Here is a 14,168-nt window from a genome sequence, read left to right on the forward strand (position 1 = left end):
ACCTGACTGTTAAATCTGTACCAAAGTTTTTCTGATTCTGATATCTCTACATCCTTCTTTTGTCCTATTTTTATGTTTCGTGTTTTATTTTTGGATACCAGCCTGACTTTTTACCGAATCAGTCAATGCCTCTGCCGGATTGTAAAAAATAATAAGCAGCGGACGGAAACCTGCTTGTATCAGGGATGAGAATGTCCGTCATCCTTCATATATGTATCAATATTTTCTTCGGTAAGCACCTGGGAATCCAGAATCTCATCTTCTCCTGTTCCCTCTCCCTCCAGATCCTTCACAATATACCGGATAGTTTCATAACCGATCTGATAACCGGACTGCGCGCCAAGCGCCACAATACGCCCATCCTGAACCGCTTTCAAGGCATCTTCCTGAGCATCTACGGAAACAATAGAAATCTCCCGTCCTTCAGTTGCCTCTGAAAGCCCCAGGGCCGTCACTGCACTTGTGGCCATGATTCCGTTAAGATCCGGATACTTCACCAGGATCTCATCCACATCCTTCTGGGAAACCCGCATATTGCTGTATCCGTTCCGAACCATTTCAATGGTGATCCCAGGCTCTTTTTCCATATATTTTTCAAATCCGGCAACACGCATCCGGTGTCCAGCCTGCTTAAAATCACCGGCGATCACGCCAATCTTTCCTTTATGATCCAGAGCCTTTGCAAGCTGCTCGCCCAGCTCATAGCCTAGTTTTTCATTGTCAATTCCAATATAAGGGATTTCTGAATCCTCTATGGGAGTATCACAGGCATATACAGAAATCCCCTTTTCTCTTGCGAAATTTAAATAATCTTCGCATTCATAGGAATCTATAGGAGAAACTGCCATCGCCTGGATATCGGTTTTCAGAAGATCCCGGATCATATTTTTCTGAACCTCTTCTTCTGTTTCGGAATCCGGAGACAGAATCACCACATCTGCATGATATTTTTCTGCCGCATCTTTCATTCCGTCGCAGACAGACAACCAATATTCACTGCTTTTAGATTTTGTAACAACACCGATCGTTACCTGCTCTTCTTCTGTTTTCTTTGCAGAAGACCCGCATCCGGAAAGGCTGCAAACTCCTATGACTGCCACCAGAATACAGATATACTTTTTTCTCATGAAGGATATGCCTCCTTTTCTTTTGCAGCTATATTTGCCACGGGAAAAAAGACTCCGGAGCCTTTTTCTCCGGTCCGGAGTCTTTTCCTATCTGGCAATGCAGGGTTTACATTTACATTTTACCAGAGTTTTCTGTAGATTTCTTTTACTTCCTCTTCTGTTACATCACGCATGGTATTCTGAGGACTTCCACTGTCCATGGCATCATGTGCCATTTTGTCGATGACGTTGAAGAACTCTTCTTTATTGATACCGAACTGCTCCAGAGTCGGAGTATCCAGTTCATTTACAAGTGACTCTACTGCTTTCAGGAATTTCTCAGCTGCTTCCTGATCAGAATCAGTTGCATCCGCCACACCAATATCACGTCCCAACGCTCCGAATCTGTCGTATGCTCCGGGAAGCGCAAAGGTAAGGCACTCCTTCAGAAGCATGGCATTGGAAAGTCCGTGTGCTACATGGAACAGTGCTCCGATCGGACGGCTCATTCCATGGATAATGGTAACAGATGCATTGTTAAATGCGATTCCTGCCTCAAGAGCAGCGACAGACATCTGTACACGAGCTTCTTCATTCTTTCCGTCTTTATATGCAACCGGAAGATATTTAAAGATCCTCTTTACTGCAGATACTGCAAAAGTATCGGAAAGTGTCTGTGCTTTTCTGGATGTATAAGCTTCCACACAGTGGCAAAGTGCATCAAGACCTGTTGCTGCTGTGATCTTTGGAGGTGCAGTCATAGTAAACTGTGGGTCGATAATGGCAAGATCCGGCATGAGAACTTTGCCTTTAAGAAGCATCTTGATGTCTTTTTTGGTATCCGTGATAATCGTGAACTGTGTTGCCTCAGATCCCGTTCCTGCTGTGGTAGGGATCGCCGCCATTGGCGGCATCTTTACATCGATCACTTTTCCCATGTAGTCGGAAATGCTTCCACCGTTTACTACCAGTGAGCCGATGGCTTTCATGGAGTCAATGGGGCTTCCGCCTCCCAGAGCTACCAGGAAGTCACAGTTCTCATCTTTATAGATCTGTAAGCCTTTTTCGATCATGGTATCTGTTGGCTCACCACAGATGTCAGAATAAATGCTGTATTCAATGCCTTGATTTGTCAGCGCCTTCTCAACTTTTGCACAGTTTCCCAGGTCGATCATTACTTTATCGGTTACGATCAGAGCTTTTTTACCAAGGAGTTTCAGTGCTCCTTCTGCCATGTCCAGTGCTCCGGAACCGGAAATAATTTCTCCAGGTACAATAAATTCTCTTGCCATTGTCAAAATCTCCCTTCAGTCAGTACAATTTTTTTCATAATAGCAGCAGGTCTACTGCTGTCCGCTCCTCACGAACAACAGCATTTTCCTCTTCCTGCTGCCTGTTATTTACGATCCAGTATCAGTATCTCCGAATCCTTAAAACTCGGCGTCATGAAGCCAGGTATATCTCTCATCCTCGCAGCGGTCTGTCTGCAGCCACGGATTTCCGTCAATGTGGCGGATCATCCAGCATGTATACATCTGATATCCAGGTGCAACTGCCTGCGGATGAAGCTCTCCTCCTGGAATTGCGGAAAAGCTCTCGTCTGTACTCTTAAATACCTGATCACCGACAAAGCTTGCTCCAAATCCTTCCGGATGATCAAATTTGAAAAAGTATGTCTCAGGCTGCGGATGTCTGTGCGGCAGGTATCCGGACCAGTTTCCTCTGTCATTGAGAACCTCACCAAGTACCATATTGGACTCCGGTGAAATGTCATGATCGAAGATGGTGTTTACTCTTCTCTTCGCAACATTTCCGAACTTGCCTACGCAGGAATATCCCCACGGAGCATCTTCCGGTTTGTAGAGTTTTGCACCGAAATCTTTCTCGTTCTTTGTGCACTGAACAAGGATCTGTGACTCTGCATTTGCTACAACTGTAATCTCAATTCCTGTGCATCCGTGAACACACCATGGTCCCTCTGTGAACACGTCTTTTCTGGTTGCTACAGCTTCGTTTCCGTTCCATTTATAGGTAATGTTTCCGGAGAGGAGGAGAACTGCTGTCTCCTCACCCTCTCTTAAAAATGTTCTTGTCTCTCCTGATTTCATACGGTAAACACGGATGTCCATCATCATGGCCTTGTACTCATTATCGTATGTTGTAAGAATCTTTTCGCCTTTTTCGTCATATTCCGGATAACCAAATACTTTACTCATTTTCTTACCTCCCAGATTAGTACAGTCTTGCCTCTTCACGGCCTTTCATAACTCCCTCGCAGGCCTTTCTTACGCTTTCTTTCTCAGATGTTGTTGCGATTCCTACATCCCACCAGGACTCATATCCGTCTGTCATGGTCTTCGGGATAACTTTGAGATCAAAGAGGCATGCGATCTCCTGCTTTTTGGCATCTTCCAGAGCGTCTACCAATTCCTGGATGGTGCGGCAGGTATAGGTCTTCAGACCATAGCCTTCGCCGATCTTTGCATAATCTACAGGGATCAGATCTCCGGTCGGTTTCTTGCCGTCTGTATAACGGAACTCTGTTGCAAGGCTTCCGATTCCGTGGTTCATCTCAAGGTTATTGATGCAGCCAAATCCGCAGTTATCGAATACCATGATATTGACTTTCTGTCTCTCCTGCATGATAGTCATGATCTCACTGTGGAGCATCTGGAAGCTGGAATCTCCAACTACGCAGTATACTTCATTATCCGGCTCAGCAAATTTCACACCGAGGGTAGCGGCAACCTCATATCCCATACAGGAATATCCGTACTCTGCATGATATCCGCCACGTTTGTCTGTTCTCCACATACGCTGCATACAGCTTGGAAGGGAACCGCCTGCTGTGATGATGGTTGCATCTTTGTCGATAGTTCTGTTGATTGCTGCAAGTGCTGCTGTCTGTGTGATCTTTCCGTTTGTAAGCTTTACATATTCCGGAATCGTACGAGGATCTCTTGCCTTGATCAGCGGCTCAAAATCATCTCCTGTGTACTCAATGCTTCCAAGGCGCTCCATCTCTTTATCCCATGCAGCTTTTGCTTTCTCGATCTCATCTGTGTATGCAGATTTATATCCTCTTGCACGAAGCTTTTCTGCTAGTGCTTCTACGGTAGCTTTTGCATCACCCACTGCTTTTACTGCATCCATCTTGTATGCGTGGAATCTGCAGTTGTTGATACTTACAAACTGAACATCCTCATTCTGGAACAGATGCTTGGAGCTTGTTGTAAAGTCAGACATTCTGGAACCGATAGAAATTACCACGTCTGCGTCTTTACCGATGATGTTGGAAGCGTAGGTTCCTGTTACACCGATACCGCCAAGACAGTACGGATTGCCAGACTGGCAGGCACTCTTTCCGGCCTGTGTCTCGCCGAATGGGATCTTGAACTCTTCACAGAATTTCTCAACAGCTTCTCCAGCTTCTGAGTAACGGACACCACCACCAACAACGATAAGCGGTTTCTTCGCTCCTGCGATGACCTCTGCCACATCCTCAAGCTCTTCCTCTACTGCAACCGGTCTTGTGATCCTGTGCACTCTCTTCTTGAAGAAGTACTCCGGGAAGTCAAAGGACTCACCCTCAACATCCTGGCAAAGCGCGATGCAGCATGCACCTGTTTCAGCCGGATCTGTAAGAACTCTCATTGCATTGATCAGAGCGGTCATGACCATCTCCGGTCTTGTGATCCTATCCCAGTATTTGCAGACTGGCTTGAATGCATCGTTCGTACTGACGGCAAGGCTGCTGCTCTGCTCCAGCTGCTGGAGAACCGGGTCAGGCTGGCGAGATGCAAAAGTATCTGCCGGAAATACAAGAAGCGGAATATTATTTACAGTTGCTGTTGCACATGCTGTTACCATGTTTGCAGCTCCAGGTCCGATGGAGGAAGCGCATGCAATGATTTTTTTGCGGTTGCTCTGTTTTGCAAAAGCGGTAGCAACGTGACACATACCCTGCTCATTTCTTCCCTGAAGAACCTTCAGCTGTCCCGGATTTGTATCCAGTGCCTCACCAAGTCCTACAGCAATACCGTGTCCGAAGATCGTGAAAAATCCTTCTACGAATTTTGTCTCCACTCCGTCCATGGAAACATACTGATTATCCAGAAATTTTACAATTGCCTGTGCAGTTGTCATTCTTACTGTCTTTGCCATTTTTCCCACTCCTTTTCTTTATACTCTTGCGATCATTTCGCCGAATTTTTCTTTTTCATCTTTAATGAATGCGTGAACTTCATCCGGTCCCGGAAGGGAATCGGAGCAGTTGTTGCTTTTAACCATCATGGATGCCTCAGCAGAACCAAACTCCAGGCAGTCAATGATCTCCCAGCCCTGATACAGTCCATACAGGAATCCGGAGCCGTATCCGTCGCCGCCGCCGAAGCCTTTTCTTGCCTCAACCGGGAATGGCTTGATGCTGAACTTCTGTCCGTCAACTGTGTAGGCTGTGGAACCCTTCATACCGTGTTTGATGACAACGATCTTTGCATTTTTTGCCTGCCAGTAAGCTGCACTCTCCTCATCAGTCATGCCTTCTTTGATCAGTTTCTCTGTAAGGTCAAACTCTTCTCTGGAGCCCATGATGATGTCAGCTTCCTTAGCTACGATGGAATAGTAGATGGAAATCTCATCTGCATTCTTCCAGTTGTACTCTCTGTAATCAATATCAAAAATGATCTTTGTGTTTACTTTCTTAGCAAGCATAACCGCTTTGATCGCTGCTTCTCTGGAAGGGCTCTCTGCGAGAGCAGTTCCGGAAATGAGGATCGCTTTTGCATTTTTGATATAATCCTCGTGGATGTCGTCTACATGAAGCTGCAGATCTGCGATACGGTTACGATACATGAGGATGCTGCTTTCCTTTGGAGAAAGCATCTCGGTAAAGGTAAGTCCCAGCTTCTCTCCGTTTGTACATTTTGTGATCTGTGAGGTATCGATTCCTCTCTCATCAAAATAATCTACAACATACTCACCGAACTGATCATCCGAAACCTTTCCGATAAATCCTGCTTTCAGGCCATGCTTGGTAACACCTACAGCGATGTTTGCAGGAGATCCTCCTACAAATTTCTCAAACATATGTACCTTCTTCAGGGGTTTGAACTCCTCCTTTACCTGATCGTTGTAAGCAGGATTAAAATCAATGGCAACTCTTCCAAGGAGCACCAGGTCCATTGGTCTGGATTCATCAAATTCGATATACTTCATGATCTTACCTCCGTTTGTTTGATGGTTTATTTTTTACTTCTTTTTTGTGTGCTTTTTTACTTTGCGTGCTTTTTCTTTTATTTAGCGTGCTTTCTTGCGTGTTTCTTATGATGTTAATATAGCACTGTTTTACAATTTGGGCAAGTACTTCTTTTCATTTTTCTTTTTTTCAGTTATTCTATACAATTTTTGTAGTTTTGTTTTGTTCAAAGTAGCTATTATCTGCATGTGCATTTGCGTGTTGATATTTTTAGCACGCTATTAGCACGCAATCAAATGTATCCAGACAGTTGTTTTCTTGGAATCTATATTCCATATCGTAGTATCTTACAGATTTCCTGTAATATAAAAAAGCCTGCAGTTTTCATCCTGCAGACTATTTTATATGATACTTTGCACAATACATGTTCAAAGGTTATATTTTGTTTTGATCTTGATATCTGTAAAGAGATATTCTCTCTCCGGCTCCTGTCCTTTTGTCAGGATATCCGCCAGGATCCTTGGCGGTTCATACCCCTGGACATATCCATTCTGGTCGATCAGAAAATCCACATGATCATTCTTCAGTGCCCGTTCATTCTTCGGAGTCTGATCGTAGATCACAACGTAGGGCCTGCGGTCAAGTCTCAGCTTTTCAAATGCCTTACCCACTCCTGCCTGGCCTCCGGATACCACCAGGATCCCGCTGATCCCTGAAGTACTCATCATGGCATTTTCTATAATGTGCTCCACCTCAGCTGCTTCATCAAAGCTTCCGTGAACACCGGCAATCTCCAGATGTGGAAAAGCCCGCTTGGCTTCCTCCACAAAGCCATCCACTCGCTGATTGTCAACATGATTGCTGAAATATCCGGTGATGATCAGGATCTTTCCATTTCCTCTTGTCAGCATTCCAAGAAGTCCGGCTGCGGTACGTCCGCTCTTGCGGTTATCCATTCCCACAAAACAGGTTCTTCTCGTTCCTACAATATCAGAGTTAAAGGTTACTACTGGGATATTCTTCTCTTCGATCAAAGCATTCAGTTTCTCCCGGACAGTCTCACTGTCTACCGGCATGATCGCAAGTCCCCGGATTCCTTCCTGTTCCAGTTCCTCAATGGCCTGCAGCTGTTCCTCTTCATCAACGGAAAGACCCTCTTTCAGGATCAGCTGGATCCCTTTTTCTTTCAGTTCCACGGCTGCCTTCTCAATACCACGGTTTACTTCCTGCATAAAAGAAGATCTGGCAAGCTGTGTCACCACTCCGATCTTCAGTCTTTCATCTTTAGCTGTTCTGGAATGTTTCCGTTCTTTCTGTACATATCCCATCTCGTCCGCCAGACGGCAGATTCTCTCTGCCACCTCCGGATTGATCCGTCCTCTGTGGTTCAATGCTCTGTCCACGGTTCCCCTGGAAACCCCTGCCTGTTCTGCAATCTGCTGTATTGTTACCGCCATAAATCCTTCTCCTGCCTCTGCCTTACTGTATCATTGCCAACTGTTCCGTCCGGCAATAATCTTTCTATATACATTTATATAGTTTTTTCGAAAAGGTGTCAATATGTAAGTGCATTATACAAGGCAATCAACCCGATCTTATCCCCGCACAGCCATATGATATACTTCTTTATAAGAAATCCCTGTTTTTTCACAAAGTTTTTTTACGCTTTCGTATTCCGGATAATAATATTCCTGTCCGTCAAAAGTGCAGACCTTCACTTCTACATTTCCCAGCGGGGTTGTAACCGTTCTTTTCTCTCTTTTCAGAATGGTTCTCTCCATCTCCTGGCGACGGATCCCAATGGTTGTCGTTTCTCTGAAAATGATCTGCTCCATCGCTGAAACCTGTTCTTTTTTACATAGAACGGTAAGCAGCCATGCCGGACGGTTTTTCTTCATAAATACAGGCATGTAATTGGCCTCTCTGGCTCCTGCCTCATACAGAAGCTCCATAACATAGCCAAGCGTTTCTCCTGTACAGTCATCAATGTTGGATTCCAGCTTTATAATGGTGTCTATTTCCGTACAAGCATCATTGCCTGAAGCCTCCTCCCCGGATTCCCGGATCAGCATGGCACGGAGAATTCCCGGGCACTCATACTGGCGCTTGCCTGCTCCGATACCGATCTTCTCCACCGTAAAATCTTCAGGCAGTTTTTCTGATGTAAGGAATGCCGCCACAATGGCTGCTCCTGTAGGCGTTATCAGTTCACCCTGCACCGATGTGATATGCAGCTTCAGCTGATGAGCACTTACAATATTACTTACCGCCGGTACCGGCACCGGAAGGATTCCGTGCTGACAGCGAATCGTTCCGCTACCCTCACAAAGTCTTGGAACGATCACTTCCTCCACATCCAGATCATCCATACAGATTGCAACAGAAAGAATATCCACAATGGAATCCACTGCACCCACTTCATGGAAATGGACCTGATCCACCGGTACATTATGGGCTTTTGCTTCTGCCTCGGCAAGAATCTTAAAAATCCTTTTTCCATAGGATTTTGCACGATCTGTCATATCTGCATGGTCGATAATCTCCATGATCTCGTTAAGGCCACGGTGTTCATGGTGATGGTGTCCGTGGTGGGAATGCATCGTTTCTGTATATATATGACTGTTTCCATGGGTTTCCTGTACATAATGTTCATGAGAATGGGGATGCCCATGGGCTTCCAGGGCTTCATGACTATGTTGATAATGATGTTCCTCATGATCCTGGCAGTGAGAATCTCCATCATGCCCATACAGATATTTCATATCATGATCATGATTCTCATGATCATGATCCAGCAGTACATCAAAATCACAGGCATCGATCCCTGATTTCATCACACGGCTGATCTTTATGTCGAAACCTTTTACCGGCAGACTTTTAAGAGTTCTCACCAGTTTTTTCTGATCTGCACCCAGATCCAGAAGAGCTGCAACTGTCATATCCCCGCTGATCCCGGAGGTACACTCCAGATATAATTTGTTTCTCATTTATTTTCCCTCCGCAAGCCGATTGATCTGGGTTGCCAGATATCCTGCCCCAAATCCGTTGTCAATATTTACTACTGCAATTCCGTTGGCACAGGAATTGATCATTGTCAGAAGCGCTGACAATCCATGAAAGCTGGCGCCATATCCCACAGAAGTAGGTACCGCGATCACCGGACGTTTCACAAGACCGCCCATAACACTTGCCAGCGCACCCTCCATTCCTGCTACCGCAACCACACAGTTAGCCTCCTGGATGGTATCCAGCCTGGAAAAAAGTCTGTGCATACCACTGACTCCCACATCATAGATCCTCTCCACATGTGTGCCGAAATACTCTGCTGTCTGGGCAGCTTCCTCCGCAACAGAAATATCTGCTGTTCCGGCTGTACACACTGCCACCTTTCCGATATGCTCCTTCTCTTTTTCAATCTTCAAAATTCCGGAAACCGGGTCATAAACCACATCAGGAAGAACCTTTTTTACCAGTTCATACTGATGTTCTGACGCCCTTGTTCCAAAGACCTCTCCATCTTCCTCATAAAGCTTCTGATAGATATTCAAAAGATGTTCGTCTGCTTTTCTCGCACAGTAAACTACCTCCGCAAAACCGGTCCGCGCTTTTCGGGTAGTATCCAGCTTCGCATAATCCATTTCTTCATATCCCTCTTTTTTCAGAAGGTCCTCTGCATGCTCCACAGAGAGCTGGCCTTTTTTTACCTTTTCAAGGATCTGCTGTAAAGTCATCTTTTTGCCTCCCTGTTTTCTTCGTAATATAATAACATAATAGCCAGACATTTGCATCATTTCCGCAAATCGTCTGGCTATCTGCTATTCAAACCGTTCACTGTCCGGTTCTTTTTATTTATGCGACTGCCTGGGCCGCCTTCTGTTCTTTATCTGATCATCTCCGCATATTTGGCCGAGATCTCATCAATATCTCCATATGCGATCAGTTTTCCTTTTTCAAGTATCATTGCTTTATTGCACAAGCGCTGTACCTGTTCCAGAGAATGGGATACAAACAGTACCGTAACGCCCTTATCAAACATACTTAAGACTTTCTTTTCACTCTTTTTCCGGAATTTGGCATCTCCTACAGAAAGGACTTCATCCAGGATCAGGATATCCGGTGATACCAGTGTGGCAATGGAGAATCCAAGTCTTGCCTTCATACCGGAAGAATAATTCTTAATAGGGACATCGATAAATTCCTTCAGTTCAGAAAACTCAACGATCTCATCAAATTTCGATTCCAGAAACTTCTTGGAATATCCGAGCATCGCACCATACAGAAAAATATTCTCACGTCCTGTATACTGCGAATCAAAACCGGCTCCCAGTTCCAGAAGAGGGACCAGACGTCCGTTTCGGACCACCTTGCCTTCGGTAGGCTTGAATACACCGGCAATTACTTTGAGCAGAGTACTTTTTCCCGCTCCATTAAGTCCCAGGATTCCTACACGGTCACCTTTTTTCACCTCAAAATCAACATTCTGAAGAGCCCAGAATTCATTATATTTAATTTCTTTTTTTAAGAATTTAATCACGTAATCCTTCAGGCTGTCTACCTTTTCTTTACTGAGATTAAACTTCATACTTACGTTATCTACAACTACTGCAGGTTTTTCCATATTTTTCTCCTGTTAAATATAAAGGATAAATTCATCCTGTTTCTTCTTGAAACAGAACATTCCGATGGCAATCGTCACAAGGCTGAATACCAGTGCGTATGCCGCATAATGAAGATTCATCGGCTCTCCGAACATTCCCGAACGAAAAACATCGATGGTACAGTACAGCGGATTATATTTCAGGATCCATGAAAAACCACTTTTCAGCAGTCTGGACGGATAATAAAAGATCGCACAGGTATACATGATCAGCATCAGCGCTACTGACCACAGATATTCCATATCTCTGAAAAAAACGCCAATCGTAGCAAGGATCATTCCACAACCATAAGACAACAGAAATACCAGGATCAGCGCGATCGGGATCTGGAGCATATAAAGTGTCGGCTCCACACCAAGTACTGCTCCTACCGGAACCAGCACGATCAGTGAGATCAGGAAGATCACATAGTTAAAAAGTACACTTGACAGCGGATAGAGATATTTTGGCACATAAACTTTCTTGATCATTGCCGAATTCGCTCTTACTGATTTCAATGCCGCTTTTGTGGCACTGGAATAGAATGTGTACAAAAGACGTCCTGTCAGGATATATACAGGAAATGTCCGATCCTTGTTTCCAAACAGGGTACCGAATACGATCGTCAGTACGATCATGGTAAGCAACGGCTCAAGAAGAGACCAGATGATACCAAGATAGGAACGTCTGTACTTCAGTTTGATTCCTTTTTTTACAAGCTCTCCCAGAAGAAACCTGTAACGCATAAAAGTATTTACGTATTCTTTCATAGCATCTCCAATATTCAATTTTATTTTTTCACACGGCTGTAAATCATAATATACTATTTTGAGAAATCTGGCAACCTTATTTTCGCCAAAAAAAGGCACGCCAAAGCGTACCTTTTTGAGAAATGTGTTAGTTATGATCTTATCTCTTGATATTGAATGCCCGGAATCCCGGATATACTGCTGCATCACCAAGCTCTTCCTCAATACGGAGAAGCTGATTATATTTTGCCACACGTTCGCTTCTGGAAGGAGCTCCTGTCTTGATCTGGCAGGTATTCAGTGCCACTGCAAGATCTGCAATGGTTGTATCCTCTGTCTCTCCGGAACGATGGGAAGAAATCGCTGTATAGCCAGCTTTATGTGCCATTTTGATGGCTTCCAGAGTCTCAGATACAGAACCGATCTGATTCAGTTTGATCAGAATAGAATTTCCGCAGCCAAGGCTGATACCTTTCTCAAGACGCTCTGTATTTGTAACAAACAGGTCATCACCTACAAGCTGTACTTTTCCTCCAAGTTCTTTTGTCATGATCTGCCAGCCTTCCCAGTCTTCCTCATCAAGGCCATCCTCAATAGAGTAGATTGGATATTTTTCGATCAGATTTTTCCAGTGATCAACAAGCTCCGCAGATGTAAATTTCTTTCCGCATTTCGGAAGAACATACTCCCCCTTTTTGTTTCCTTTCCACTCACTGGATGCAGCATCCATGGCAAGTACAAAATCCTTTCCAGGCTCATATCCCGCTTTTTTCACTGATTCAAGGATGTACTCAATGGCTTCCTCATCGCTTCCAAGGTCTGGTGCAAAACCACCTTCATCTCCAACGCTTGTTGCAAGGCCTTTTTCTTTCAGAAGTGCAGCAAGAGCGTGGAATACCTCTGTACACCAGCGAAGTCCCTCTTTAAAGCTTGGTGCTCCTGCCGGCATGATCATGAATTCCTGAACATCAACGGTATTCGCAGCATGTGCACCACCGTTTAGGATATTCATCATCGGAACCGGAAGTCTGTTTCCGTTCACCCCACCAAGAAATCTGTAAAGGGGGATGTCAAGAGAAATCGCAGCCGCACGTGCGCACGCAATAGAAACCGCAAGAATGGCATTTGCGCCCAGTTTTGATTTGTCCTTTGTTCCATCTGCTTTGAGCATGGCAGCATCCACTGCATAAATATCAGATGCATCCATTCCTGCCAGCGCATCATTAATTACTGTATTGATATTTTCAATGGCCTTCGAAACACCTTTTCCTCCAAAACGGCTTTTATCCTGATCTCTCAGCTCAAGTGCTTCGAATTCTCCTGTGGACGCTCCGCTTGGTGCTGCTCCTCTTCCGACCGTTCCATCTGCCAGATAAACCTCTGCCTCTACGGTCGGATTTCCTCTTGAATCAATGATCTCTCTTCCAATGACCTTCTCAATCTCTAAATAATCCATTTGATATTTATCCTCCTGTCTGGTCTTTTCGCCCTGTCCATAACTCCTGTTCAGGCCGCATTTTGTCAGGGGATACGGCCCGCCACAAATTTTACGCATTAGTTAGAATCCGCTAACTGTTTACAAGTTTACTATATCTAACTTTAACGGTCAAGAGGAGTTATTGCCATTTTTTTCTCAATTACTCTTCTGATATTTCCATGTTTTTTCAGAACATTCCGCAGGATGTTGCGAATTTTACTTATTGACAAGGCTTTACTACTTATGATATCATAACCGCCGGTATCAAGCGGATATTCGTAAACCGCTCTGCTGCCTGCTTACAGCCAAACAACTGCTTCGCAGTTTGATTTGGTCAAAAAACCGAATATGGTTTATGACAAAATCCTGTCATATATTGGAAACGCACATTCTCCTGAATGATTAACGAACAACACATGCTCTGAGGTTTTACATTATCACTTAATCATTTTAAAGGAGGATTTTTTATGCCAAAAAACAAATTTCAGGAAGTTATCTTTACCCTTATCATGGTATTTTTCATGGTTTACGCCATGATTTGCTACAACATTTCCCTGAACACAGGGAGTATGACAAACCGCGTGTTCCTTGACGCTTTTCATGAGCTGGTGATCATGGGACCGATCGCATTTATCCTTGACTTCTTCCTTGTATCCAAGCTTGCCTTTGGTTGTGCAATGCGCATGGTAGATTTCAAAAACTGCCATCCGTTCAGCAAGATCCTTGCGATCTCCGTTCCTTCCGTTGCTTTCATGTGCCCATTAATGAGTCTTGCCGCAACCATTCTCTTTAAGGATGCAGGAAATCAGTTCGTAGCTGTATGGCTTCAGACAACCGCATTCAACTTCCCGATGGCATTCTTCTGGCAGCTGATCTATGCAGGTCCGATCGTACGTTTTATTTTCAGACATATCTTTCCTGAAAAGGAAAACGTAAAAGAAGCGACAGCAACTATGTAAAATTAAAAAAAGCACATTGCTATGGTTGAACCACCCCAAAAGT

The 14,168-nt window shown here is 44.5% G+C and carries 12 protein-coding genes; 1 reads left to right on the forward strand and 11 read right to left on the reverse strand.

All coding sequences use genetic code 11. The annotated features are described in order from the left end of the window. Window positions 1-179 precede the first annotated feature (179 nt). The 11 genes from GPK58_RS06345 to eno all read right to left on the reverse strand — a co-directional run bounded on the left by GPK58_RS06345 (window position 180) and on the right by eno (window position 13,145). The gene (locus GPK58_RS06345) at window positions 180-1,127 is read right to left on the reverse strand and encodes a substrate-binding domain-containing protein (RefSeq protein ID WP_015524409.1); all 948 of its coding nucleotides are present in this window, start codon (window positions 1,125-1,127) and stop codon (window positions 180-182) included. Between the two features lie 119 nt (window positions 1,128-1,246). Beyond that, on the reverse strand, window positions 1,247-2,398 hold the full coding sequence (locus GPK58_RS06350) for an iron-containing alcohol dehydrogenase (protein ID WP_015524408.1): 1,152 nt from the start codon (window positions 2,396-2,398) through the stop codon (window positions 1,247-1,249). Window positions 2,399-2,536: 138 nt separating this feature from the next. Continuing rightward, entirely contained in the window at window positions 2,537-3,322 is a 786-nt protein-coding gene (locus tag GPK58_RS06355) for a 5-deoxy-glucuronate isomerase (protein WP_215638370.1), read from the reverse strand. Window positions 3,323-3,338: 16 nt separating this feature from the next. Next, window positions 3,339-5,270: a 3D-(3,5/4)-trihydroxycyclohexane-1,2-dione acylhydrolase (decyclizing) gene (gene iolD, locus GPK58_RS06360; RefSeq protein WP_118608902.1), complete on the reverse strand. Its 1,932-nt coding sequence runs from the start codon at window positions 5,268-5,270 to the stop codon at window positions 3,339-3,341. 18 nt (window positions 5,271-5,288) lie between these two features. Next, window positions 5,289-6,323, reverse strand: a complete 1,035-nt coding sequence (iolC, locus tag GPK58_RS06365) for a 5-dehydro-2-deoxygluconokinase (RefSeq protein ID WP_015524405.1) — start codon at window positions 6,321-6,323, stop codon at window positions 5,289-5,291. Window positions 6,324-6,731: 408 nt separating this feature from the next. Beyond that, window positions 6,732-7,760: a LacI family DNA-binding transcriptional regulator gene (locus GPK58_RS06370; RefSeq protein WP_022426319.1), complete on the reverse strand. Its 1,029-nt coding sequence runs from the start codon at window positions 7,758-7,760 to the stop codon at window positions 6,732-6,734. Window positions 7,761-7,898: 138 nt separating this feature from the next. Further along, complete coding sequence (larC, locus tag GPK58_RS06375; protein ID WP_215638371.1) at window positions 7,899-9,290, reverse strand: nickel pincer cofactor biosynthesis protein LarC; 1,392 nt, start codon at window positions 9,288-9,290, stop codon at window positions 7,899-7,901. After that, window positions 9,291-10,034 carry a nickel pincer cofactor biosynthesis protein LarB gene (gene larB / locus GPK58_RS06380; protein ID WP_022426321.1) on the reverse strand — a complete coding sequence of 248 codons (744 nt, stop codon included), beginning with the start codon at window positions 10,032-10,034 and terminating at the stop codon, window positions 9,291-9,293. Between the two features lie 149 nt (window positions 10,035-10,183). After that, the gene (locus GPK58_RS06385; RefSeq protein WP_092072899.1) at window positions 10,184-10,921 is read right to left on the reverse strand and encodes an ABC transporter ATP-binding protein; all 738 of its coding nucleotides are present in this window, start codon (window positions 10,919-10,921) and stop codon (window positions 10,184-10,186) included. Window positions 10,922-10,933: 12 nt separating this feature from the next. Continuing rightward, the gene (locus tag GPK58_RS06390; protein ID WP_044961662.1) at window positions 10,934-11,710 is read right to left on the reverse strand and encodes an ABC transporter permease; all 777 of its coding nucleotides are present in this window, start codon (window positions 11,708-11,710) and stop codon (window positions 10,934-10,936) included. Between the two features lie 139 nt (window positions 11,711-11,849). After that, window positions 11,850-13,145 carry a phosphopyruvate hydratase gene (gene eno / locus GPK58_RS06395; protein ID WP_215638372.1) on the reverse strand — a complete coding sequence of 432 codons (1,296 nt, stop codon included), beginning with the start codon at window positions 13,143-13,145 and terminating at the stop codon, window positions 11,850-11,852. 488 nt (window positions 13,146-13,633) lie between these two features. Here eno and GPK58_RS06400 point away from each other — a divergent pair, with 488 nt between their 5' ends. Continuing rightward, the gene (locus GPK58_RS06400) at window positions 13,634-14,125 is read left to right on the forward strand and encodes a DUF2798 domain-containing protein (protein WP_173723214.1); all 492 of its coding nucleotides are present in this window, start codon (window positions 13,634-13,636) and stop codon (window positions 14,123-14,125) included. Window positions 14,126-14,168 lie beyond the last annotated feature (43 nt).

This window comes from Blautia sp. MCC270, assembly GCF_018785605.1.
In the GTDB taxonomy this organism is placed as follows: domain Bacteria; phylum Bacillota; class Clostridia; order Lachnospirales; family Lachnospiraceae; genus Blautia_A; species Blautia_A fusiformis.